Below are 21,255 nucleotides of genomic sequence, written 5' to 3' on the forward strand. Positions count from 1 at the left end.
GCCCGCGCCTCGAATGTCGGTGCCCGTCGTTACGATCGCCGCATGTTCGGCTTGGACACGACGGAGTCGTTACTCCTCGTCCTGCTACTGATGATCATCGGGACCGGCGTCAGCAGGTGGGCGGCACGGCGCAAGGTGGTGCGGATCCACATCGACCTGGACCACATCACCCCTGTCGACGTGCAGGTGCGCGCGCACGACCTCATCGGGGCGGGCAGGTTCCACGACGCCGTGCGGCTGATCCGCAAGGAGTCCCAGGTGTCGCGGCGCACGGCGATGGAAGTCGCGAACGTGCTGCGGGCGGGCGAGGTCCTGCCGGGGTTCCCGGTCTTCGACCAGGGCGACCTCTCCGACCAGGTCCGGGCGCTGCTCGCGGCCGGCAGCCGCAAGCAGGCCGTCTTCCTCGTACGGACCACCGAGGACATGAGCCGGGCGGAGGCCGAGGCGTTCGTCGACGCTCTCGGCGGGACCGATGACTCCGGCGCGCGGCCGTGGTCTCCCTCCTGAGACGACCGAACTCCGGAGGAGCGCTCCCGTGGACCTGTACCGCGCACGGCATCGAGCACGAACCGGTGGAGACCTACTCCAACGGGGTGCGCCACGTCGAGATCCTCGACCCGGACGGCAACAGCATGTCGCTCGCGCAGGGGCCCCAGGGCACGCCCTAGGAGCCGAGCGGGTGCCCCGTCGTCGCGTCGACGTGGCCGGGGATCGCGTCGTGGCGGTCGCTTGGTCGGCTTCTGCAGCGGCGCCTTCACCCTGGCCGAGGCCGGGGTGCTCGACGGACGCCGGGCCACCGCGCACTGGCAGTGGGCGGACTCCTTCCGGGCCCGCTTCCCTTCCGTACGGCTGGAGACGGACGTGCTGTTCGTGGACGACGGCGACATCCTCACCGCCGCGGGCAGCGCGGCCGCGCTCGACCTCGGCCTGCACATCGTCCGCCGCGACCACGGCGCGGAGGTCGCCAACTCGGTGAGCCGGCGGCTGGTCTTCGCCGCCCACCGCGACGGCGGGCAACGGCAGTTCGTGGAGCGGCCCGTGCCCGAGGTGCCCGACGAGTCCCTGGCGCCCGTACTCGCCTGGGCCCAGGAGCACCTGGACGCCCCGCTCACGGTGTCCGACCTCGCGGCACGCGCCTCGGTCAGCGCGGCCACCCTGCACCGCCGCTTCCAGGCGCAACTGGGCACCACCCCGCTGGTATGGCTGACGGGGGAACGTCTCGCCCTGGCATGCCGGCTGATCGAACGGGGCGAGTCCCGCTTCGAGACGGTCGCCCGGCACAGCGGCCTGGGCACGGCCGCGAACCTGCGTGCGCTGATGCGCCGCAGGATCGGCCTCACCCCCCTGCAGTACCGCCACCGCTTCGGCCCAGGAGCCGGCAGGATGAGTGCTACCTAGTAGCACCGGATGGCACGAGGGCGTAGACTTGGGATGTGAGCACTCCTGAGCCTGACCACTCGCACGAGATCTCTCAACGCGACCTGCGTAATCGCTCGGCCGAGATCATGGACGGCCTGGAACGGGGGGAGCGGTATGCCGTCACCCGTAATGGTCATCACATCGGTGATCTGGTCCCTCTCCGTCGTCGGCGCCGGGCTGTGTCGCGTGCGGAGTTCGCCGCCGTGTCGCGTGGCATGCCGCGGCTGGACGACCGCAAATATCGCGCGGACATGGACCTTCACGTCAATGACGATCTCTACGACCCGTACGATCGCGCGTACGGCAGACGCGAACCCGCCGAGGACGAGGGATGACCCACCCTCTGGGGCTGCTCGACACCAACATCCTCATCCTGCGCGCCGGCATAGATCCCGATGAGCTCCCCGATGAGATGATGATCAGCGCCATCACCACCGCGGAGCTCTCGGTCGGCGTCCTGACGGCGACAGAGCCACAGGAACTCGCCCAGCGTATGAAGATCCTGCAGACCGCCGAAGCCGAATTCGACCCGCTCCCCTTCGACGACACCGCAGCTCGCGAGTACGGTCAGCTGTGGACGGCCGTCATCGCCTCAGGACGCAGACCACGTCCCCGCACCGCGGATCTCATGATCGCCTGTGTCGCGATCGCGAACCGGCTCCCTCTGTACACCTGCAATCCCAAGGACTTCAAAGGGCTTGACCACCTGCTCACCGTGGTCCCGGTGACCCGTCCGCAATAGGCTGGGCCGCCCTCATACCGGAGCAGGAGCGCGTTATTCGTCTGACCATGACGGAAGCCCTTGTGGGCCTCACCCCCCTGCAGTACCGCCACCGCTTCGGCCCGAGCCAGGCACCGACGCCGAGGCCAGCCGGGTCATGAGGGTCTGCCGGACGGCCGGCCACTCGGACGAGACCACCGCGAACATCGCCGAGTCCCGCAGCATCCCCTCCTCGCCGGGCGCCCAGGACATCGACCAGGCGAACGGCGTCAGCCCGCGCCTGGCCAGCTGCGTCGCGACGTATCCCCGCATCCCGGGGCCCCTGGGAACCAGCGTGAATCCGTAGGACGCCCTGTCCTCCTCGGCGGCCTCCGCCAGGCCGGCCGCGTGTTCCATGGTCAACGGCTCCAGCCGTACCGAGGAACCGGCGAGCACGAGAACATCGAGTTGGATGCTCATCAGACCTTCCTCATCGTTCCTGGCGTTGGCACCTTGCCCGAGCTGGGCAGGTTGCCGGACCGTCACAGGGCCAGGCCCCTCAGATCCTCTGGATGATCGTCGAAGGCCGATCCTCCCCAATGACCGCTGGCGGCGTCAACCCTGGAGGAGGGTGGCCGCGAGGATCCCGACGAGCCACTCCTCGTACTCGGCCTCGGTCCACCCGCAGACCTCGGTCAGCTTCTCGAAGTTCTCCGTCGAGGTGAGCACGTAGATCTGCTCGGCCGCCCTGTCAGGAGTGAGGCCCGGCCGCAGGGCTCCGAGCGCGTGCAGGTGGTGGGCCGGTCCGCGGCTGCCCTTCAGCCGCTCGCGTTCGATGTCGGCCAGGACCTCCTGGAGCCCCGCGTCGGCCGGGGAGGCCGCGGCGGCCGCGCGCAGGACGCGGTGCACGGGCTGGATGCGCCGGAGGATCCCGGTGGCCATGGCGGCGTACCGGGCCAGCTTGCGTGCGGGGTCGGGTTCGTCGATGATCGCCTGCACCTCGGGGCGGTCGCTCTGCGGCAGGGGCCGGGCGTCGCCGGCCAGCGTGATGTCGTAGACGAGCTTGGCCAGGGCGGGCTTGCCTCCCGGGGCGGACGTGTACAGCGTCTGGAGCGCCACCCCCGCCTCACGGGCGACCTCGGCCATCGTCGTGTCCGCGTAGCCCTTCCTGATCATCAGCTCCCGCGCAGCCCCCGCGATCCTCTGCCGCGTGGCCTCGGCCTGCTCCTGCCGTAGAGCGCTGGAGTAGGGGCGGCGCTTCTTCTGCTCGGTCATCGCCGGCCATGATTCCAGAAGTGTATTGACTAGAGGTACTTCTAATGAAATTGTCTGCTTCTAGTCAAATCTTGGAGGTGCCGGTGTCGTCGCTGCTGACCGCGTCCAGGATGGTCGCGCTGCTGCTGATCGGCCTGTACACGGGCGGCGTCGTCTTCGTCGTGCTCGCCCCGTCCGTGGCTCGCCTGCCAGGGCCCGCGTACGTCCGGCACTGGCAGGCGCTCAACGTCGACTACGGCCGGGCCATGCCGCCGCTGCTGCTGGCCGGCATCGTGGCGCTGGTCGTCGCGGCCGCCCTGTCGTGGCGCCGCGGATGGTTCGCCTTCGGCCTCACCGCGGCCGCCCTGATCCTGGTGATCATCACCGTGGCCCTCACCCTGGCGGGCCTGGAGCCCCTCAACCGGCTGGCGGACGCCTGGGACCCCGACCTCCTGCCCGCCGACTGGGAGGAGAGCCGCCGGCGGTGGCTGAACCTGCACCTCGTACGGACCGCGCTCGCGTTGCGGCGTTCGCCTGCCTGATCACCGTCCAGACCTTCGACCGCACCTGAACGCCGGCCCGCGAACCGGCTACGGCGGAATCAGCGCGGGAGCTCGTCCGTCCACTCGGTGGTCACCGAGATGTACGAGTTGCTGAGCGCCGCGCCTCCTTCGGCGGTCAGCAGGATGTTGGCGCGCGCCACCCGGGCGGTCTCAGGATCGACGACCATTCTGATCTCCATCTCCCCGGAGAGCGGGATCAGCAGTTCCTGCCCGCCCTCGGCCGGCCCCGCGTTCCTGACCCCGGGCGTCGCGGCGAGGGCCTCGAATGCCGCCGAACGGACCTGGGCGGGCGTCGGCAGCTCCGTGATCAGGGTGATCAGCGGAGAGACGAGCTCGCCTTCCCGGTCGGCGAGAAGCATGGCGCTGTCATGGCGGGGCAGCCCGGCGATGCGCTCCTTCAGCTTCTCCGGTTCCGTCGGAAGCCCTTCGAGCTCCTCGAACCCGATCTCGGCGCCCATCAGCCTGAACGGTGCCGGGTCCTCGACGGCGGAATCGGGCGTGGCGGACGACTCGTTCCTGGACCAGCGCCGGCCGTCGCGGGCGGTCCAGCTCTCCTGGACATTGGTCCCGTCCGGGACCTGCCACGTACGGGTGATGTGCCAATAAGTCCCCCTGCCCTGGAGGGTGTGCTCGGCGCTGGCCGCCGCCATGAGCAGGACGTCCCTGCCCGAGACCGGCGCTGTGGCGGGCTGGAACACACTGGTGACGATCACGGCGGCGGTCACCGCGGCGGCCACCGCCATGCCCAGCACCGGCAGGCGCCGGCGGGCGCGGCCCCGCGTCATCCTGTCCTGGAGGCGCCTCCTGCTGCGGGCGACCGCCTCGGCGGACGGTTCGGGCTTGGCGAGAAGGGTCGCGACGGCGTCCAGGTCATTCACGGGCGTTCTCCTTGTCGATGAGGGCGAGGATCTTGCTGCGGGCCCGGCTCAGCCGGGAGCCCACGGTGCCGACGGCGATGCCGAGCGCCTGAGCCACTTCGTCATAACTGAGCTGGCCCAGGGCCACGAGCAGCAGCACGTCGCGTTCGCCGCCGGACAGGGCGGCCAGCGCCCTGGCCAGCTGCGGCTGCAGGCGCTCGGCGGCGACCGAGGTGACGACCCGGTCCTCGTGGCCTTCCACGACGGGCTCGGGCCCCAGCTTGGCCAGCGCCTTGTAGTGGCGGGTCTCCTTGCGGCGGTGCCTGGCGATCAGATTGGTGGCGATGCCGAACAGCCAGGGCCGGAGGTCTCCGCGTTCCGGGTCGTACCGGTCGCGCCGGTCGAAGGCCAGCAGGAACGTCTCGGCGGCGAGGTCCTCGGCGATCTGCGTGTCCAGGCGGCCCGCGACGTACAGGTAGATGTCGCGGTAGTAGCGGTCGTGGACGGCGGTGAACAGGTGGGGGTCGCGCCGGTACCGGGCGACGAGCTCGGCGTCGGTCACCTGCTCGCTCGCTTCGGCGCTCACGTTCTTGTCTCCGGCATGCGGTCTGCCTTCTGGGTCTGCGGTCTCGATCACCCATCCTTCGCCGCAGGCCGGAATCGTCTTCCCGCACACCGGCGGCATGCCCCAGGTTTTCGGGACGTGTCCCGTTATAGGCACCTAAGATGCGCGGCATGTCGTCCCTGCCCCGCCATGAGCCATCGATCAGTCGTCCTGCTGCCTGGCGTGTCCGGCAGAGGTGGACCAGCCTGCTGCCGACGGGCATGAAGTCATGCCCGCCGCTGGGCTCCGCGGACGGCCACACCACTTATGTGTCGTCGGTGGTGACCACGGTCCTCGACGGCCGTCCCGTGGCGGTCACCGGGAGCGGCGACAACACCGTACGGGTCTGGGATCTGTCCACCGGTGAGCTGATCGGCGCCCCATGGACCGGTCACACGAACGCGGTGCGGGCGCTGGCGATGTCCGTGCTGGACGGCCGGCCCGTCGTGGTCAGCGGTGGTGACGACGGCACCGTACGGGCGTGGGATCTGGAGACCGGCGATCAGGTGTGCCGGCCGCTTCACGCACCACACCGGCGCCGTCACCGCCGTGGCCGCGACCCAGGTGGACGGCCGGGCGGTGGCGCTCGCCGGAGGCAAGGACGGCGAGGTCCGTCTCTGGGACCTCGCCCTGGGGAAAGCGGCCGGAGCGCCTACGCGGTGGCAGGAGCCTTGGGCGTGCCGTTGACGGCCCTCGTCCTGGAGGCCGGCGCACCGGCCGCGGAGGCCGTCCGCGTGCCGGGGTCCGCCGTGACGGCGACGCTGCTGGAGGTCTTCGAGGAGCCGACCGCGACGTTCGAGCTGCTGCGCATGCGCGTCCGGCCCGGCGTCGTGCAACACTCGCCGCCCCACGCCCCCGGCGTGACCGAACACGTCACGGTGTACGCGGGCGTGCTGCGCGCCGGCCCTGCCGACGCCCCTCTGGTGGCCGCGCCGGGCGAGCACATCTCCTGGCAGGCCGACGTCCCCCACGTCTACGGCACCGTCGGCCCGGACGAGGCGCTGGCCACTCTGCTGATCCGCTCCCCCCGGCAGTCCTGAGCCACCGCGATCCCGCCGGGCCCCTCTGGACAACCGCCACGTCCACCTGATCAACTTCGACGGTCTGAGCGCGACGAGCCGAGAAACGACCTGGCGAGCACATGAGCCTCATCACCCTGCGGCAAGCCGCCGAGCGCTTCGACCTTTCGTACGACGCTCTCCGGAGGATCGCGGCGGCCGGCCTGCTCCCTGACGTCGGCCCCCACGCCGGCAAGCCCGTCATCTCCACGGACGTGGCACGACGACTCCAGGCTCGTTCCGCCGTAGCGCTCCATGACCTCCTGCCGACGACAACGGGCGCCGCCACGATGGCGGTGCTGCGCGTCGACGCCGCGAAGCCCGTCCCCGATGAAGATCGTCCCTTCATCGGCTTTCATGCCGACCTGACGCCTGAAGACCTGTTGGAGGCGCTGCGCGGCTGGTGGGTGGGCAAGCCGGAAAAGATCGCCCAGGCCGGCATTCTCCCGGTGACACTCGGCGGCTTCGTCGTCGCCGTACTGACGGGGCTCAGCGGCTGGGACAGAAAAGTGACGGAAAACGGCCTGACCCGTCATCGTTTCGACGCGAGACTCGCCGGCTGCATCAGCGACCTCAGCACGCCTGCCAACATGATCACGGTCGGCCCGGCCGACGACCTGCGGATCGCCGGGCTCCTTCTCGGCAAGCGGCTCACCTCCACGGCCGGCGGCCCGATCGCTTACGTGACCGCAGCCTCTCGCTGACCGAGAGCGGCCACTGATCCCGTGACGTCCCCTTTTGACTCAAAAATGCACGAATTCTTGCCCGGTCTTGTCCAGGCGCAGTGATCCACGCCAGAATCAGTTCAGCCTTCAACTACTCGGTTGGAGCGTCACCGCACGGATAGGAGAGGCATGAAGCGCACCATCTCCGTTCTCGTCGCCGCCGGCGTCCTCGGCGCCACGCTCACCGGCACCAGTCCCGCATCCGCATCCACCTCCGCCATCGACTGCGCAGCAGGCGGATACACCCGGGTCGTGAACAGCTACGTCCCCACCAACGTCGAGAGGCCGGCGATCGACGGCCACAGCTACAACATCGGCGGCCCGGACGGGTACACGTACGAGATCTGCCTCGACATCCCGGACACCTCGACCTTCACGATCGAGGTACGGATCTGGAACAACGGCACACAGAGCTCGTTCGTGGACGACCGACCCGGGGACAAGATCTTCCGCTACTCGCTCGCCCCCAACAGCTTCTGGCAGGTCTACGGCACGCTGACCGGGCCCGGCAGCACCTACCTCTATTACACCTGGCACGAGAAGCAGATCCCGGCCTGACGTGGAACGGACCGACCACCGCTCTCATGCGGGCCAGAAGCCGGCTCAATCCGGGTTCAGATCCCTCAGGTTCCTGATCTCAGGAACGACGGCTCGGTGAACAACCGACTTCGCCGCCGCTCCTGAATTTCGCCGCTACGCAAACCGCAAAGGCCACATCCCGATCACGGGCATGTGGCCTTTGACCTGGAGCCGAGCACAGGAGATCCGGACGGCCGCACGAAGGATCGTTCAAGCCACCACCGATTACGGGCCAGAGCCGTCAGTTTCACAGCCCCATCCACCATTGCCGCCGGGCCACCGCCTCCACCCGCCGGCGATCGAGTCAGTTCACCGGCCTCCCCGCCGAGGAGGACAGCAGACAGTGGTCAGGCCTGAAATCTCGCCGGCTGGTGGCAGCTGCGAGCCGAAGCGCGCCACGCAGTGCCAGACCTTCTTCAGCGCCTGCAAGTCGTAGCGTCCGGTACGGACGGCGTCTCCGACGATCCGCGGATCAAGCAGACCGTCGACCGCGATCTCCGCGCCGAGCGCCACGTACTCCTGCCCCCGGTAGTCCGGGTGGCGCCGCAGATGCTCGACGGTGAGGCGGAATCCGGAATGCCATTCCACCGGGCACGGAAGCCGGCGGGCCGCGTCCTCCACGGCGGTGCCGCGATAGCCGGGGTCGAGGATCAGCGCCTCCACGTCCCGTTCGAGCCTGACCGGCCCGTGCACCTGAGCCTCGATGTAGTCGTCCAGGAGGTCGGGGTGGTCAGCCTCGGCCACGCCGACGCGGCCGCTCCCTGAGGGGGAGGGCGGCGCTCCTGCTGAGGCATGCTAGTGGCCCGTCCGTCCGCGCCGGCCGCCCCGTCGAGGTCGTCGAGCATCCTTTGGGCTAGTTGCTCATTTGGCCCAGCCTCCTCGCACAAGGCCTCTGCGGCTGGCACGGGACGGCTGCGGGTAGAACCTCACCCGGGAGGGGCACTGATGACTGGTTCGATCAGGCGTGTGCCGTTCGATGTGGAAAGCTACAGTCGCCGTTCACGGACGGGACCGTGCTTCATCTGCGCGATCGTCAGCAGAGATCCCGGTCAGCCGGAGGAGATGATCTACGACGACGGCGAACGCATCGCGTTTCTCGCCCGCTTTGCCTCACTGCCGGGATATGTCCTCGTGGCGCCCAAAGCCCACATCGAACACGTCGTCCGAGACCTTACTGAGGACCAGTTCGTCGCGGTGATGCGGGTTGTGCGCCGAGTCGCTCTGGCCTTGGAGGCAAGCGTGCCCTGCGAGCGAACGTATCTGTTGTCCTTGGGCAGCCAGCAGGGCAACGCCCACCTGCACTGGCATGTCGCGGCTCTGCCGCCTGGTGTGCCGTACGAACAGCAGCAGTATCACGCCCTCATGGCAGAAAACGGGATCATCGAGCACACGCCCGAGGAAGCCGCCGCCTTGGCCGCCACCATACGGAATGCCTTAGGCACGTAGCTTGTGCGCGCAGGGATGGCCGTCAGTACGCCTGCAACTCCGGGAGGTTGTCCTCCAGATCACGCAGGTGTGCCGCACGAAGGCCGGGGGCCCACTCCGGTCGGTCCGCCGGCGGTGCCACGGCCCGGCCGCCCCGGCGCAGGCAGAACCGGTGGTCGGCGTTCACGTCCGCCACCCAGCTGACGAACATCACCACATCCTGCGTCGCAGGGCCGTGCTCCGGCAGTTGGGCGGTGCCGGCCACCCGAGCCATGGCCTCGCGGTCGAACAGCGTCAGCACACCCTGCCCGCAGGCGTCCCAGTGGGCGTACGGGCCGGCTTCGGTGCCCTGCACGCGCTCGGCGCCGATCAGCTCGGGAAGCACGGCGTCATCGAAGTGAAAGGCCCGAGCGAAGTCACCGGCCAGCAAACGAGGACGAAACGCCGTACGCGGGCCGTGTCGCCTCCCGGATCGCCCTGCGTGGTGGGCCGCGCTCACAGCGGGAGCTCCGAACCAGATCAGTCGACGCACATCGCGTTGTGGGTGGACTCGAAGACCCACGTGCCGCCACCTGGAGAGGAATAGATCAGCAGCGAGCTGTAGGTCCCAGGGGTGCAGTCGTGGCCGACCGCGAGGACGTCCTGCCGGGCCCGCTGTTCGGCCGCCGCCAGCCCGGCCGCGTAGGTGCTGCCCGCCCCCCGAGCAGTTGCGCTGCGGGGAGTGTCATAGCCGTCGGCGTGCGAGGCCACCACGGGTGCGATCGCGAGGCCGACCGCCACCACCGCTGAGACGAGGCCCAGCCGGTGGAGCCAAGTGACTTTCTGCATGCTTCTCCTCACGAGGGGCGGGCATGTGACCGATCGACATAGATTTAGCGCAGGCCGATATATCGGCGGTATTTACCATTTGGTCACAAGAATATGGCGGCCGTTTCCTCATGGTGGAGCACATGGCCAAAGGTCGGCCGCGAATCGGTCTTCAGGTAATTCTGACCCATGAAGGCAGCCCCACTGCTCTCACCTGCAGCTTCAATTCGCCGAGACGATTGAAATTACTGAATTACGCGGAACGCCGGTACGAGGGCGGTTGAGGTGCGGCGACCCGATGTGCCCTGCCCCCGTCCTGGTGCTCGTTCTCGGGCTGGGGCTCGGCGAAACGCTCAAACTGCGCGCCCTGTCTGGGGCGGATTCGCGTGGGTCAGATTATGCCGATGACGATCTCCGCTGACAGCTTTGGTCCCGTCCGCTTTGTGACGGCCGTTCTTCGCGACGGCGATCGGGTGCTGCTGTGTCATCGAAACGCCGGACGCCGTTGGTATCCCGACGTGTGGGACCTGCCGGGCGGTCATGTCGAGGAGGGGGAGGACCCGAAAGAGAGCCTTGTCCGCGAGCTTCGGGAGGAGTTGGGAATCACGGCATAGGAGCCGTCCGGCCCGCGCCCCGCCGACGCATGGGATCCGGACCGCCTCACTCGAACTTCATCGAGCACTGCCTTAAGCCCCGCGTCGAACGCCTCACGGTCCTGCGGCACGACCAGGGCGGCGCGGATGGCCCTCAAGCTCTTCCCGGGCATAGGTGAGCCGGGGACACGAACTCCTGCGGCTGGGCGGTCATGCTGGAAGCTCCTCTCCCTGCTCATAGAGCCCACAGACGCCGTTGACAGACGCGGTGGCTCAGGAATCCAGTCACCAGAACATGCGAAAAATAAGATGATGTGCTGCGGCGTACACCTTGTCGCGCGGCCGAAGGCAAGGCGAGCAACCTCAGCCGCGGATAGAAGCGAGCGTCGAGTCGCTCGCCGGGGTGCCCGGGTGCAGACGGGCGGGCGGTTGCGGACGCGACCCCCTGAGACCGTCACCGACAGGCCTTTACCTACGGCTTTGCATCCTTCTAATCTTGATCACCATGAACCGGGCTCTGATCATTCTTTTCGGCATAGTCGCCGTCATGCTCCCCTACGGAACAGCCCACGCGTATCCCATCAAGAACAAAACCCTCACCGTCAACGCGATCTACAGCAGCGGAGCCCTCGACACCACCGAGTGTCCGGAGAAGCCCATCAAGCGGCGCAACGTGAAGCTCGCCGAGGCCTATGTGAAGGTCGTCGTGGGCTGCCTCAACACCACATGGGCAGCCCAGTTCGAGAAGTCGGGTCAGGCATTCAGGCGCCCGAAGCTGAAGCTGGTCACCAAGCCACCCGCCAAGTTCTGCGCGCTCAAGTGGGATCAGTCCGAGCAGGACGCGTACTACTGCGACCAGACTGAGACGATCTTTATCGTGCTCAGCAACGACCTGCTCGACGACCCTTCCGATCTGTACCTCTTCAACTTGGTGAGCATGGAATACGGCCAGCACGTCCAGACGCTCACCGACATCTACAGCGAGTACGAGGACATCGACTTCCGCAGCAAGAAGGAGCTTCAGGAGCAGAACCGCCGCTATGCATTGCAGAGCAACTGCTTCGGTGCCGCTTTCCTGGCGAGTGTCTGGAACTCCCTCGACCGCTCCTCGGCCGATTGGAAGCTGCTGCTTTCACAGGTTAAGAGCTGGACCGACAAGGACAATGGGACAAGGAGCAACATTGCCTACTGGATGAGCCAGGGGTTCAACACGGGCGATCCGGGGGCGTGCAACACCTGGGCCGCGCCTGTCAAGCGCGTGGCCTGACCGACTGATCGGTGCCTGTCAAACCGAATGAGACATCAGGCTACTTGTGTGGTTTGAGGTGAAGCGTCGCTCTGGAGGGTCGTAGGTGGCCTGTTGATCCACACTCTGGCCGGCAGCGACGGCGGGTTGGGGCGCCGGCCGCGGAACCGCTCGGGGCGGGCCAGGAAGGCCGCGTTCAGCGTGGCGACCCGCTGGGCGTGGATCTTGACGGCGGTGCCGTCGTGCACGGACGCGGGAGTGTGCATCGCGATACCCGAATGACGATGCTCGTTGTTGTAATAATCAAAGAACTGCTCACAGAAGATACGGGCGTCTTCGATCGAGCCGAACCTCCCGGGAAACGCCGGGCAATATTTGAGTGTCTTGAACTGCGCCTCCGAGTAGGGGTTGTCGTTGGACACGCGCGGCCGTGAATGCGACTGATCGATCCCGAGCTGCGCGAGCAGGCCAGTGACGGTGTTCGACGTCATCGACGTGCCGCGATCGGCGTGGATCGCGTCAGGTGCGATCCCGCCGTTGCGCTCGATGGCGCGCTCGATGAACTCCTTGGCCAGAGTGCCGTTCTCGGTCGGCCAGATCTCCCACCAGATGACCTTGCGGGAGAAAATGTCGAGGATGACGTAGAGAAGGTAGTGGACGCCGCGCGCCGGGCCTTTCAGTTTCGTGATATCCCAGCTCCATACTTGATTCGGTCCGTCGGCCTCCAGTTCGGGCTTCTTCTTCGCCGGATGGGTGGCCTGCGCGCGCCGCTCGCCGGACTGGCCGCGCTCGCGCAGCAACCGGTACATGGTGGCCTGCGAGCACAGGTAGGTGCCCTCATCCAGCAGGATCGCCCATACCTGGCCCGCCGACTTGTCGGCGAACCGGGACGAGTCCAGCACCGCCAGCACCTGCGCCCGTTCCTCCTCGGACAACTCCGCCGGGTGATGAAACGGCCGGCGCGGACCTTGCCTGCGCGGCTTCGGATTTCGCTGCCGGTACAGGCTGGCGCGGGCCTTGCCGAGTACCTCGCACGCCTTGGTCGTGCCGACGGCCGTCTCCATGCCCGGGAAATGCTCGTCGATGATGCGGTTCAGGTCTCGTCGGAGTCCGCGCTGCGTGAGATGTCGTCCAGCAGCGCGAATGCTTTTCCCGCGATATTCAGCGCGGTCTTCGTCTTCCCCAGTTCGCTGGTGAGCTTTTCGTTCTTGGCCTCAAGCTTGGCCGCGTCGGCTTTGAGCTTCTTGTTCTCGGCCCGCAGCCGGGCCAGTTCCTCAGATTCCGTGTCCTTCTTCGGTTTACCTGTCGAGGAGGCCAGCGTCCCGTTCTCCTGCTGCTTTCGCCAGTGTTCGATGTGCGAGTGATACAGCCTTTCCCGGCGCATCAGGGCGCCACGCTCGGAGCTGCCCTCGGGCAGAGCGTCGAAGGCCGCCAGGATCCGTGCCTTGTAGGCCGCGGTGAACGTCCGGCGCGTCGGCCGGCTCACCTGCTTGTCGGTCGCCTGACCGTTCTGCCCGCTCATGGCGGCCTGGTCGGCGAGGGTCATCGTCACTGTCTCGATCGTCCTGTCTCGCCCTGCTTCGTATCAAAAGGACTCGTTCATCCCATGTCTCACAGCAGTCTGACAGAGAGGGGATGACAACGCGGCCCGAGGGCCGGCGACAGACGTCTACGCGACGTCAAAAGTCTTCGGCCTCCCGCCGTGGCCGTCCTCGTCGTCGTCTCAAGATTGTTTGTCCCGCAGCTGACCTCGCAGCTGTCGTGGTGTGTGTCCGTGCGGGACGGGAGCAATCGTCAATATCCGTGGATCAAAGCTTCAAGCAGCGACGGATGGCCGTCCTTCTGGGGACGTCTCGTCCGGCCGCTCGACGAGCTTGCGCCCACGAATGTCGCCCCGGCGCGGACCAGGGCGATGAGATGTGGTGCGTTGACCGCCCGCCGGCGCTTTTGTGCCGACTCGATCAGCTTGGAGGCCATCGCCAGCCCGGCGGCGCGCAAGCCGGGACCCTTGGTGACCTTGGTCCGATGCCGGACGGTGGCGAAGGTGGACACGATGGGCCAGACACAGAGGGACACAAGGGGCACTGCGGCTGGGCTTCCGGCATGCGGCGCGTCTCGATGACACCGATCACCTCGCGCACCCCCAGTAGCTGGATGGCACCAACACGCCACTCGTCATCCTCGTAAGGGCAATCCGCGCCCTCACGGTGCCGCGAAAGTGCCCTGCCGGCGCACCGTGTGCCAGCGCAGCCGCACCCCCAGCAGCGCTGTCGCCACCGATTGGAACACCACCAGATAGATGAGCTGCCGGTAGACCACCTGCTGCAGCGGCAGCGCCCACAGCGCCGAGACCCGCTCCCCGTCCAGGCGCAGCGCGTACCAGCCGGAGGCGGCCTGCACCACGACGAACCCGGTCCACACCGCCACCGCGGGCAGCGGGTCGCCGACGGCCACGTGGTAGACGGCCATCAGGTCGACCACCGGCGCCAGCAGCGGCAGCAGCACCTGGAACAGCGCCAGGTAACCCAGGCAGCGGCGGCCGAACGGCCTCGGCTCGGCCAGGGCGCGGCGGTGCTTCCACATCGCCTGCATCGTGCCGTAGCACCAGCGGTAGCGTTGCCGCCAGAGCTGGCGCAGCGTCGCGGGCGCCTCCGTCCAGGCGATCGCCCGTTCCTCGTACACCATCCGCCAGCCCGCCCGGCAAAGCGCCATCGTCAGGTCTGTGTCCTCGGCCAGCGTGTCGGTGCTCACCCCGCCGAGCGCGACCAGCACGTCGCGCCGGAACGCGCCGATCGCCCCCGGCACCGTCGGCATGCAGTCGAGCAGCTCGAACGCGCGCCGGTCCAGATTGAATCCGATCACGTACTCGATGTGCTGCCAGCGGCCGATGAGCCCGCGCCGGTTGCCGACCTTGGTGTTGCCGCTCACCGCGCCCACACGCGGGTCGGCGAGCCGGCGCACCAGATGCCCGATCGTGCCGGGCTCGAACACCGTGTCACCGTCGACCATGACGAGGATCTCGTGGCGCGCGTGCCGGATGCCGGTGTTGAGCGCGACCGCCTTGCCCCCGTTCGCCTGCCTGATCACCCGTACGCCCGGCAGCCTGGTCGCGGCGACGGCCTCGGCGGTGCCGTCGGTGGAGCCGTCGTCCACCACCAGCACCTCCACCGGTCCGGGGTACGCGGTCGCCACAAGCGAGCGCACGGTCGCCGCGATCCCCGCCTCCTCGTTGTACGCGGGCACGATGACGGTCACCCCCGGCGGACGGTCCCACCGTCCGGCCCGTTCCGGGTCGCGCGACCGGCGGGCGTGCACCCGGGCCAGCACCACCAGGAGCACCAGCCGTGCCAGCGTCAGGGCCCCGGTGACGAACAGCACCCACCACAGCGCGGCCGTGAACGCGCCGGCCCCGCGCTGCGCCAGGCCGAGCGCGGTGCCGGCGATCCACGCCGTCTGCTCGGCCGGGCGGTGGGCCGACGGCATGCCGAGCGCGGACGTCAGCGTCTCGGCGCGGTAGCCGGCCCGGTCCAGCTCGTCGAGCAGCCGGCTGACGGCCTCTACCGTCTGGGCGCGGTCGCCGCCGGAGTCGTGCATCATCACCACCGCACCGCGCCCCCCGGACGGGAGCGCGGCCTTGACGATGTGGGACGCGCCCGGCCTGAGCCAGTCCCGGGTGTCGAGGTCGGTCAGCGCGATCAGGTAGCCCTGGCGGCCGAGCGCCGCAAGGCTGTCCCACTGCTCGACGGTGATGGTGCCCGGGGTTGAGGAGTACGGGGGACGGGCCAGCGTCGTGTGCAGGCCCGTGGCTCCGGCCAGCGCCTTCTGCGTGAGGTTCAGCTCCAGCTCGGCCCGCCAGGCGGGGATAGCGGCCAGGTCGGGATGGGTGTAGGTGTGGTTGCCGAGTTCGTGGCCCTCGGCGACGATCCGGCGGGTCAGCTCCGGATGGGCGGCGATCTTCGAGCCCACACCGAAGAACGTCGCCTTGGCCCCCTGCGCCTTCAGCACGTCCAGCAGGCGCGGCGTCCAGTCGGGGTCGGGCCCGTCGTCGAACGTCAGCGCCACCGTGCGGGCCTTCGGGCGGGCGCTGGACGGCTCGTCGCCGGTCAGGTTGAGCACCGGGCCGCCCCGGTGCAGCGGTTCCAGCCAGGCCACGGGGTTGCCGCTACCGGGCGCGGGCCCCGTCTCGCCGGCGACGTTCCTGACGAAGCCGTCGAGCACCAGCGCGCACCCCACCAGCGCCATCACGGTGAGCAGCAACAGCCAGTGACCCGACGGCTCGCCGTCCCGGCGCCGCGCCCGCCTCTTCACCCCATGACCGGCGTCACCTGCCCGCACAGGCCCGGGGGTCGTGCCGGGGCGGGGACGGCGGCGGCGCCGGGCGGGAGTCACGCCGGTGCTCCGGAAGCGATGGCGGCCGGGGCCGGCGACGGTTGCCCGATGGATTCGGGCTCGGGGCTCGCCGTCGCCTCGGGCTTGCGGGGCGGCACGATGTCGTGGATCGTGCCGAGTTCCGGCTCCACCGCCGCCTCCGTCTCGCGCCCGGTCGCCGGCGCCCTCTCCGGCGCCCTCTCCGGCGGCTCGGACGTGCGCGACGGCCGCGCGGACGCGGTGGTGGGAGACGCTGACCGGGTCATCTGGCGCGTACGGGAAGGCGCGGCAGGCGTGCGAGGGCCGGGTTCCCGCCGGAACGCGGACCGGGACGGGGTCGGCGGGGTCTTGGACGGGGCGGAGGACAGCTCGCGCTCGGCCGGTTCGCCGCTGGAAGCAGTGGCGTCGAGGATCGTGCCGGGCGGGCTTGCGGGCCATCCGGGCCAGCCGTCGTCCGACAGCGGCGTGTCCGCGAGCACCGCGCCCACGAGCGTCGCCGTCATCGCGAGGGTGAGCGTGCTGACCACGGCCGCGCCCACCGAGAGCCATCTCCTCCGCCGACCGCTGTGGTCGACGAAGACCGCGCCGTCAGGGGGAGCGGATTTTTCTCGGGCAGAGACAGGGGGGACACATAGCCTGCTTTGGGGAGGAATCGGGCATAAGCGTAGCTGATTCCGCAGGTCCGCTCACCTCTCGGCCTCCACTCGAACCTTGGTTCGCCAAGAACTGGCAGGAGTTTCGCCTGAGGGTCGTTGGCGCGCCGCCGCCCGCGTCGGCATACCGCCTTGATTGAGCATGCTCTACCTAGTACCTTGCATTGCATGGAACCAGGCAACACCGAGAAGGCAATGAGTCAACTGCGGCGCGGTGTCCTGGAGTACTGCGTGCTGGCCTTGCTTCGAGGCGGCAGGCGCTACGGCATTGAGCTGCTTCGCGAGCTTGGAGAGGTGGACGCCATGGTCACCAGCGAGGGGACCATCTATCCACTGCTATCCAGGTTGCGCCGAGAAGGTCTCGTCGAGACCACGTGGCAGGAGTCGACCAGCGGCCCGCCACGCAAGTACTACGAACTCACGCCGTCCGGTGCGCGGGCGCTCGAGGAGTTCACAGCGGAATGGCCCAGGTTCCACGCCGCTGTCCTGCATTTCCTCTCCAAGAACGAGCCGAAGAACGAGGCGCCCTGAGTCATGACTAAAGACCTGCGTCATAACACGATTGCCGAGGAATACCTCGCCGAGATCGAAAGGGCTGCAGCCGCCCTCCCCGTGAACCGCCGAGCCGAGTTGCTCGCCGACGTTCGTTCACACATCGCGGTCGCTCGGGCCGAGGCCGCGTCCGGTTCACCTGACGGGGTCGAGGATGACGCCGCCATGAGCCGCATCCTCAGCCACCTCGGCGACCCTGACGCGATCGCCGCGGCGGCTATCGCTGACCTTCCCGCGGAGACCTCGGCGAACGCCACCGCTCGGGCCGATTCCAGGTTGCTGGAGAAGATCGCTGTCATCCTGCTACTCGTCGGGGGCTTCCTGTTCGGAATCGGGTGGCTCATCGGACTTATCCTGATGTGGTCTTCACGACGATGGTCCTTCGGAGACAAGCTGCTCGGAACCTTGCTGGTTCCTGGCGGCCTGGCCCTTCCGGTTCTCATGCTGACCGCCGGGAGCCAGACTTGCGTAGGCGCCGCGACACAGGGAGGCGGTCAAGCTGTGATGGAGTGCAGCGGCTTGGATCCCACCCTGAGCGTCCTTCTCGCCGCCGTCCTGGCGCTCGCATCCGTCTTCACCGTGATCCGCCTCGTTCTACGAGCCCACCGCACCTGAAAAGCGGCAAGGAAGCGGTCGAGCCTGTCGAGCCGTATAAAGCTCACGGCAGGTCGTCCAACTAGTAGGTATGCCAACCTCAGCCATGCCCTTCGGCGAGCCAGGGTGAGGAACGAGCAGTGGATCTTCGATCGCAACGGGCACGGGAGCCGGACGGGGCCGGATGAAGATCGAAGCCCAGGTGAGGCGGCCATGCCTGACCTGGGCTTCTTCGTGTCGTGAGGGTGGTGGAGCCTAGGAGATTCGAACTCCTGACTTCCTGCTTGCAAACGGGAGCCAGTCACCACCTGGGCAACTCCTTCGCCTGCTCCGGCGTGTGGTGGTGCGTGTCGGAGTGAGAAGTTGTGCGGCTCTGTTGCTGTACTTCGCTGCTGTACGCCTTCCCGATGACGTGACACCCTGAGGCCAGATCGACCGATGGAGCAGCCCATGCGCGTCACCGGATGGAACAACGGCAGCCATAACCCCAACGGCTCTGGCTACGGGCTTCGGATCTCCAAGGCGGACCGGGACCGGTTCTTCGATCGGCGCTGGCACAGCGTGCTGCTGGAACTAGAAAAGGATCAACTCGTCGCTGTCCCCATCACACCATCTTTCTGGCGACGCTGCACCGAGCTCAGGAGCGGAGAGATTGGCCACTGGCTCATCAAGCAAGACCTGGCTCCGTGGCCGAAAGGAAACCCGCCAGCGCTCGTTCTAGAGCACCTGCAAGGCAACCAGTTTGCTGTACGGCGTAGCTCCTGTTAACCCGTAGGGCAAGTGAACGTCTGCTTGTCAGGCGGAGCACAAACACCCTGCTCACCTGATCGAGGCCGTGGTCAGGCGGGTGTAGGCGGTGGCGCGGACGCGTCGGCGTGTAGGGACGTTGCTGTCAGCGCTGCTATCAGCTCAGCCATGGTCACCCGGTGGCAAGGCCCGACGGAGGAGGGCCTTGCCGGCGATCGCCCCCACCTGTGAGACGGGCACCGAAGTCCGCGATCGTCACGGCCTCAGCCAACCGACACCCGGTTTAGGAGAGTGGGGGTTTCTCCGCGCGTTCAGGTGCCTTGAGCTGGGCAAACAGCTGATGTAGCGATTGGATCGAGCAAGATCATCCCGCGCATATCCCGGAAAGCAATCATCCACCGCGGCCTCCAAGCGACCCTCGCCCAGTTCGAGGCGATCACGGACGCACTCAGCCAAGACGAGACGTAGGGAACTATCGCAGCCTTAGAATGTTGATCTTACCCCCATGCAACTGAAGAACAAGGAATCCCCCCCATGTCCTTCACCGAGCACATCGCACCCATCTTCCGTGCGGCCTTGGAGATCCTTCGGGATGCGGGCCGTCCGATGCAGCCTGCCGAAGTGCGAGAAGCAGTGGCCGGGCGGGTCTCCATCGATCCTGGGCAGGAGGTACTCAACGCGCACGGTCAGGTGCGATGGCACGCTCAGTTGGGGTTTCGCACGGGCGAGGCGGCGTCGCTGGGTTGGATGACCAAGCGGAACGGCTGGGCGATTACTCCGGCCGGGGTTCAGGCAGTGGAGGATTTTCCGGGAATTGAGCTCTATCGGGAATTAGTGCGTCAGTATCGTGCGCGTCGCCAGTCTGCCCAGACGCGGACGTACGCCGATCCGCGCTGGAAGGTGGTGCTGGAAGCGCTCGCTCGGCTGGCCCCCGGTTCCTGGACGACCTACGGGGACATCGCCGAGGTGGTCGGCATGTCCGCCCAATCAGTGGGCGGGTTCATGGCCGAGGCGGGCGAGGCCGCGGGTGCCCACCGGGTCCTCCAGTCCGGCGGCAAGATCTCGCCAGGGTTTCGCTGGCTCGACCCGGAGCGAACCGATGATCCGCGCGAGGTGCTGGAGCAAGAGGGCGTGACATTCGACCAGTACGGTCGAGCGGCTTCCAGTCAGCGGGTGACCGCGGGCAAGCTCCGGGCGATGCTTTCCGACGCTGGCGTGCTACGAGCTTCTGAGCCCGAGCAGGAGCCCGGATGGGGCATTCCGGCACCGTTCGAGCAATTCCAGCAGAACCTTGGTTACGCGCGGCAACTCCTCGATGGTGGACGGAACCTGGAACGGCTGGGTGTTGGTGCTTTCGATGTCACCGACCTCTACCGCGCGGCCTGGACTCAGTCGGTCGCAGCGCTCGACCACTGGATCACGCGGGAGATCATCGAGCGGGGCGTCGCGCTCGCGTTGCAGCCGGGCGCGCCCCGACCGGCCAAGTTCGACAAGCTGACACTACCGGTCGCGCTGTTTGAGAAGATCCACCATCACGACGCCCCGCTTGCTGAGGTCTTTCGTACGCACCTGGAGCAGGAGTTCGAGTACAAGACGTTCCAGAACCCCGAGAAGATTCAAGAGGGGTTCGCGCACGTCAGCTCCGTTAAGCTCTGGGTGAAGGTGGCCGAGATCCTCACTGAGCAGGATCCGACGTCACCGGTGACCTCTGACGGCGTGCGGGCCAGAATGCGAGACATCGCTCGACGTCGCAACAACATCGCCCACACGGCCGACCACGACCCCGATAACCCCGGACAGAAGCTCGCAATCACGGCGCAAGCAGCCGAGGCCACCATCGACTGGCTCGAATCGATAGCGATTGCGATCCAACTCGCCCTCGGCGACCCGCTGCCGACAGCGGACTACGACGCCGCCCCCGCGGAGGCGGGCGGCCTGGGAGCTGTGCCGATGTCTGCCGGCGAGCGCCGAACAACAACTTCTCGTGCCCGACGCAAGTGGGATGAGGAAAGCCTTCTCCAGACCATCGAACAGTACTGTTCCAATGACGTGGCGCGGACCCTGTTGGAGGTGTACCGGCACGCCGAGCGTCACCCGGCATTCCGGGGCTACTACTACGGCGAGGGCGCATACCCCTCCGCCACGGCACGATTCAGCGTTGGTACGGACGAAGTCGCCGTCTGGAGCATCTACACCGGGGCAAGCGAGTCCGTGCTCTCGATCAACTTCGAGTGGATGCGCAACCGTGGAGTTGCCCCTGAGGTCCTGTCAGAACTGGCAGAGACCTTGTCGGGGCTGCCTGGCTGGGCTGGTGTGCCCGGGCAACTGGTCGCGGCGAACTATGCCAAGCGTCCGTCCCTCACTCCGATCGCGTTGGCCCGGCCCGCTGCGGCCGACATCATCACCAGTTCCATTGGCGCGCTGCTGGCCGCAGGTGGTGAAGAGGCATGATCTTGCAGGTCTCCAGACAGCCTCGTACGCGACTGCCAGGCCTTGTCCCTGGCCGCGCGT

General features: G+C 67.7%; 26 protein-coding genes, 2 pseudogenes and 1 riboswitch. Of the genes and pseudogenes, 16 read left to right on the plus strand and 12 right to left on the minus strand.

All coding sequences use genetic code 11. The annotated features are described in order from the left end of the window. Window positions 1-42: 42 nt before the first annotated feature. The 4 genes from Nocox_RS00225 (at window position 43) to Nocox_RS00240 (ending at window position 2,161) form a co-directional block, all read left to right on the plus strand. Window positions 43-507, plus strand: a complete 465-nt coding sequence (locus Nocox_RS00225; RefSeq protein WP_020546407.1) for a hypothetical protein — start codon at window positions 43-45, stop codon at window positions 505-507. Between the two features lie 222 nt (window positions 508-729). After that, on the plus strand, window positions 730-1,398 hold the full coding sequence (locus Nocox_RS00230) for a helix-turn-helix domain-containing protein (RefSeq protein WP_020546409.1): 669 nt from the start codon (window positions 730-732) through the stop codon (window positions 1,396-1,398). A 35-nt stretch (window positions 1,399-1,433) separates the two neighbouring features. After that, window positions 1,434-1,754: a type II toxin-antitoxin system Phd/YefM family antitoxin gene (locus tag Nocox_RS00235; RefSeq protein WP_026215003.1), complete on the plus strand. Its 321-nt coding sequence runs from the start codon at window positions 1,434-1,436 to the stop codon at window positions 1,752-1,754. Further along, entirely contained in the window at window positions 1,751-2,161 is a 411-nt protein-coding gene (locus tag Nocox_RS00240; protein WP_020546411.1) for a type II toxin-antitoxin system VapC family toxin, read from the plus strand. Before Nocox_RS00235 ends, Nocox_RS00240 begins: the two co-directional genes overlap by 4 nt. A gap of 69 nt (window positions 2,162-2,230) precedes the next feature. On the opposite strand, the gene Nocox_RS00245 is transcribed toward Nocox_RS00240, so the two are convergent. Beyond that, the gene (locus Nocox_RS00245; protein ID WP_020546412.1) at window positions 2,231-2,599 is read right to left on the minus strand and encodes a hypothetical protein; all 369 of its coding nucleotides are present in this window, start codon (window positions 2,597-2,599) and stop codon (window positions 2,231-2,233) included. Window positions 2,600-2,606: 7 nt separating this feature from the next. Next, window positions 2,607-2,698, minus strand: a riboswitch (SAM riboswitch). Window positions 2,699-2,734: 36 nt separating this feature from the next. After that, window positions 2,735-3,394, minus strand: coding sequence for a TetR/AcrR family transcriptional regulator (locus tag Nocox_RS00250; RefSeq protein WP_020546413.1), 660 nt, complete (start codon window positions 3,392-3,394; stop codon window positions 2,735-2,737). A 77-nt stretch (window positions 3,395-3,471) separates the two neighbouring features. On the opposite strand from Nocox_RS00250, the gene Nocox_RS00255 reads away from it, so the two are divergent. Continuing rightward, entirely contained in the window at window positions 3,472-3,915 is a 444-nt protein-coding gene (locus Nocox_RS00255) for an anthrone oxygenase family protein (RefSeq protein WP_246649825.1), read from the plus strand. A 59-nt stretch (window positions 3,916-3,974) separates the two neighbouring features. Here Nocox_RS00255 and Nocox_RS00260 read toward each other — a convergent pair whose 3' ends face one another. Together Nocox_RS00260 and Nocox_RS00265 are read right to left on the minus strand one after the other, a co-directional pair. Then, window positions 3,975-4,814, minus strand: coding sequence for a CU044_5270 family protein (locus Nocox_RS00260; RefSeq protein WP_020546415.1), 840 nt, complete (start codon window positions 4,812-4,814; stop codon window positions 3,975-3,977). Further along, a complete protein-coding gene (locus Nocox_RS00265; RefSeq protein ID WP_020546416.1) occupies window positions 4,807-5,379 on the minus strand; it encodes an RNA polymerase sigma factor in 573 nt (190 codons plus the stop codon). Before Nocox_RS00265 ends, Nocox_RS00260 begins: the two co-directional genes overlap by 8 nt. Window positions 5,380-5,618: 239 nt before the next feature. Here Nocox_RS00265 and Nocox_RS44070 point away from each other — a divergent pair. From Nocox_RS44070 to Nocox_RS00280, 4 genes and pseudogenes are all read left to right on the plus strand, one after another. After that, window positions 5,619-5,840: pseudogene (locus tag Nocox_RS44070) on the plus strand (hypothetical protein); the annotation flags it as partial. A 234-nt stretch (window positions 5,841-6,074) separates the two neighbouring features. Beyond that, window positions 6,075-6,437, plus strand: a complete 363-nt coding sequence (locus Nocox_RS42660; RefSeq protein ID WP_246649705.1) for a cupin domain-containing protein — start codon at window positions 6,075-6,077, stop codon at window positions 6,435-6,437. Window positions 6,438-6,538: 101 nt separating this feature from the next. Next, the gene (locus tag Nocox_RS00275) at window positions 6,539-7,159 is read left to right on the plus strand and encodes a hypothetical protein (RefSeq protein ID WP_020547460.1); all 621 of its coding nucleotides are present in this window, start codon (window positions 6,539-6,541) and stop codon (window positions 7,157-7,159) included. Between the two features lie 150 nt (window positions 7,160-7,309). Continuing rightward, window positions 7,310-7,738, plus strand: a complete 429-nt coding sequence (locus Nocox_RS00280; RefSeq protein WP_020547461.1) for a hypothetical protein — start codon at window positions 7,310-7,312, stop codon at window positions 7,736-7,738. Window positions 7,739-8,068: 330 nt separating this feature from the next. On the opposite strand, the gene Nocox_RS00285 is transcribed toward Nocox_RS00280, so the two are convergent. Continuing rightward, window positions 8,069-8,503, minus strand: coding sequence for a DUF3626 domain-containing protein (locus tag Nocox_RS00285; protein ID WP_020547462.1), 435 nt, complete (start codon window positions 8,501-8,503; stop codon window positions 8,069-8,071). A 201-nt stretch (window positions 8,504-8,704) separates the two neighbouring features. Here Nocox_RS00285 and Nocox_RS00290 point away from each other — a divergent pair, with 201 nt between their 5' ends. Continuing rightward, window positions 8,705-9,205 (plus strand): HIT family protein, encoded by a 501-nt coding sequence (locus Nocox_RS00290; protein ID WP_033411440.1) that lies wholly within the window; start codon window positions 8,705-8,707, stop codon window positions 9,203-9,205. Window positions 9,206-9,227: 22 nt separating this feature from the next. Here Nocox_RS00290 and Nocox_RS00295 read toward each other — a convergent pair whose 3' ends face one another. Further along, window positions 9,228-9,569 (minus strand): VOC family protein, encoded by a 342-nt coding sequence (locus tag Nocox_RS00295; protein ID WP_219495563.1) that lies wholly within the window; start codon window positions 9,567-9,569, stop codon window positions 9,228-9,230. A gap of 134 nt (window positions 9,570-9,703) precedes the next feature. Next, window positions 9,704-10,012 carry a hypothetical protein gene (locus Nocox_RS00300; RefSeq protein WP_020547465.1) on the minus strand — a complete coding sequence of 103 codons (309 nt, stop codon included), beginning with the start codon at window positions 10,010-10,012 and terminating at the stop codon, window positions 9,704-9,706. Window positions 10,013-10,395: 383 nt separating this feature from the next. Here Nocox_RS00300 and Nocox_RS00305 point away from each other — a divergent pair, with 383 nt between their 5' ends. Together Nocox_RS00305 and Nocox_RS00310 are read left to right on the plus strand one after the other, a co-directional pair. Next, window positions 10,396-10,605 carry an NUDIX domain-containing protein gene (locus tag Nocox_RS00305; protein WP_084685963.1) on the plus strand — a complete coding sequence of 70 codons (210 nt, stop codon included), beginning with the start codon at window positions 10,396-10,398 and terminating at the stop codon, window positions 10,603-10,605. A gap of 484 nt (window positions 10,606-11,089) precedes the next feature. Then, a complete protein-coding gene (locus tag Nocox_RS00310) occupies window positions 11,090-11,851 on the plus strand; it encodes a neutral zinc metallopeptidase (protein WP_020547467.1) in 762 nt (253 codons plus the stop codon). A 35-nt stretch (window positions 11,852-11,886) separates the two neighbouring features. Here the strand turns inward: Nocox_RS00310 and Nocox_RS00315 are convergent, their stop codons facing one another. The 5 genes and pseudogenes from Nocox_RS00315 to Nocox_RS42665 all read right to left on the minus strand — a co-directional run bounded on the left by Nocox_RS00315 (window position 11,887) and on the right by Nocox_RS42665 (window position 16,737). Next, entirely contained in the window at window positions 11,887-12,894 is a 1,008-nt protein-coding gene (locus Nocox_RS00315) for an IS3 family transposase (protein ID WP_219495536.1), read from the minus strand. Between the two features lie 29 nt (window positions 12,895-12,923). After that, window positions 12,924-13,382, minus strand: coding sequence for a hypothetical protein (locus tag Nocox_RS00320; protein ID WP_219495483.1), 459 nt, complete (start codon window positions 13,380-13,382; stop codon window positions 12,924-12,926). 264 nt (window positions 13,383-13,646) lie between these two features. Further along, window positions 13,647-13,888: pseudogene (locus tag Nocox_RS00325) on the minus strand (hypothetical protein); the annotation flags it as partial. Window positions 13,889-14,032: 144 nt separating this feature from the next. Then, entirely contained in the window at window positions 14,033-16,138 is a 2,106-nt protein-coding gene (locus tag Nocox_RS00330) for a glycosyltransferase (protein ID WP_020547027.1), read from the minus strand. Between the two features lie 77 nt (window positions 16,139-16,215). Then, window positions 16,216-16,737: a hypothetical protein gene (locus Nocox_RS42665; protein WP_020547026.1), complete on the minus strand. Its 522-nt coding sequence runs from the start codon at window positions 16,735-16,737 to the stop codon at window positions 16,216-16,218. Between the two features lie 282 nt (window positions 16,738-17,019). Here Nocox_RS42665 and Nocox_RS00335 point away from each other — a divergent pair, with 282 nt between their 5' ends. From Nocox_RS00335 to Nocox_RS00350, 4 genes are all read left to right on the plus strand, one after another. Next, window positions 17,020-17,382 (plus strand): PadR family transcriptional regulator, encoded by a 363-nt coding sequence (locus Nocox_RS00335; protein WP_026215134.1) that lies wholly within the window; start codon window positions 17,020-17,022, stop codon window positions 17,380-17,382. A gap of 3 nt (window positions 17,383-17,385) precedes the next feature. Next, complete coding sequence (locus Nocox_RS00340) at window positions 17,386-18,018, plus strand: HAAS signaling domain-containing protein (RefSeq protein WP_020547024.1); 633 nt, start codon at window positions 17,386-17,388, stop codon at window positions 18,016-18,018. A 429-nt stretch (window positions 18,019-18,447) separates the two neighbouring features. After that, on the plus strand, window positions 18,448-18,765 hold the full coding sequence (locus Nocox_RS00345) for a hypothetical protein (RefSeq protein WP_157383445.1): 318 nt from the start codon (window positions 18,448-18,450) through the stop codon (window positions 18,763-18,765). A 513-nt stretch (window positions 18,766-19,278) separates the two neighbouring features. Then, a complete protein-coding gene (locus Nocox_RS00350; protein WP_020547023.1) occupies window positions 19,279-21,195 on the plus strand; it encodes an MGMT family protein in 1,917 nt (638 codons plus the stop codon). Window positions 21,196-21,255 lie beyond the last annotated feature (60 nt).

Source organism: Nonomuraea coxensis DSM 45129 (assembly GCF_019397265.1).
GTDB classification, from domain to species: Bacteria; Actinomycetota; Actinomycetes; order Streptosporangiales; family Streptosporangiaceae; genus Nonomuraea; species Nonomuraea coxensis.

Coding starts and splice junctions, on each gene's coding strand:
- Nocox_RS00225 (WP_020546407.1), top strand. CDS start 43: ATGTTCGGCTTGGACACGACGGAGTCGTTACTCCTCGTCCTGCTACTG.
- Nocox_RS00240 (WP_020546411.1), top strand. CDS start 1,751: ATGACCCACCCTCTGGGGCTGCTCGACACCAACATCCTCATCCTGCGC.
- Nocox_RS00245 (WP_020546412.1), bottom strand. CDS start 2,599: ATGAGCATCCAACTCGATGTTCTCGTGCTCGCCGGTTCCTCGGTACGG.
- Nocox_RS00250 (WP_020546413.1), bottom strand. CDS start 3,394: ATGACCGAGCAGAAGAAGCGCCGCCCCTACTCCAGCGCTCTACGGCAG.
- Nocox_RS00275 (WP_020547460.1), top strand. CDS start 6,539: ATGAGCCTCATCACCCTGCGGCAAGCCGCCGAGCGCTTCGACCTTTCG.
- Nocox_RS00280 (WP_020547461.1), top strand. CDS start 7,310: ATGAAGCGCACCATCTCCGTTCTCGTCGCCGCCGGCGTCCTCGGCGCC.
- Nocox_RS00290 (WP_033411440.1), top strand. CDS start 8,705: ATGACTGGTTCGATCAGGCGTGTGCCGTTCGATGTGGAAAGCTACAGT.
- Nocox_RS00300 (WP_020547465.1), bottom strand. CDS start 10,012: ATGCAGAAAGTCACTTGGCTCCACCGGCTGGGCCTCGTCTCAGCGGTG.
- Nocox_RS00305 (WP_084685963.1), top strand. CDS start 10,396: ATGACGATCTCCGCTGACAGCTTTGGTCCCGTCCGCTTTGTGACGGCC.
- Nocox_RS00310 (WP_020547467.1), top strand. CDS start 11,090: ATGAACCGGGCTCTGATCATTCTTTTCGGCATAGTCGCCGTCATGCTC.
- Nocox_RS00315 (WP_219495536.1), bottom strand. CDS start 12,894: ATGGAGACGGCCGTCGGCACGACCAAGGCGTGCGAGGTACTCGGCAAG.
- Nocox_RS00335 (WP_026215134.1), top strand. CDS start 17,020: ATGGAACCAGGCAACACCGAGAAGGCAATGAGTCAACTGCGGCGCGGT.
- Nocox_RS00340 (WP_020547024.1), top strand. CDS start 17,386: ATGACTAAAGACCTGCGTCATAACACGATTGCCGAGGAATACCTCGCC.
- Nocox_RS00345 (WP_157383445.1), top strand. CDS start 18,448: ATGCGCGTCACCGGATGGAACAACGGCAGCCATAACCCCAACGGCTCT.
- Nocox_RS00350 (WP_020547023.1), top strand. CDS start 19,279: ATGTCCTTCACCGAGCACATCGCACCCATCTTCCGTGCGGCCTTGGAG.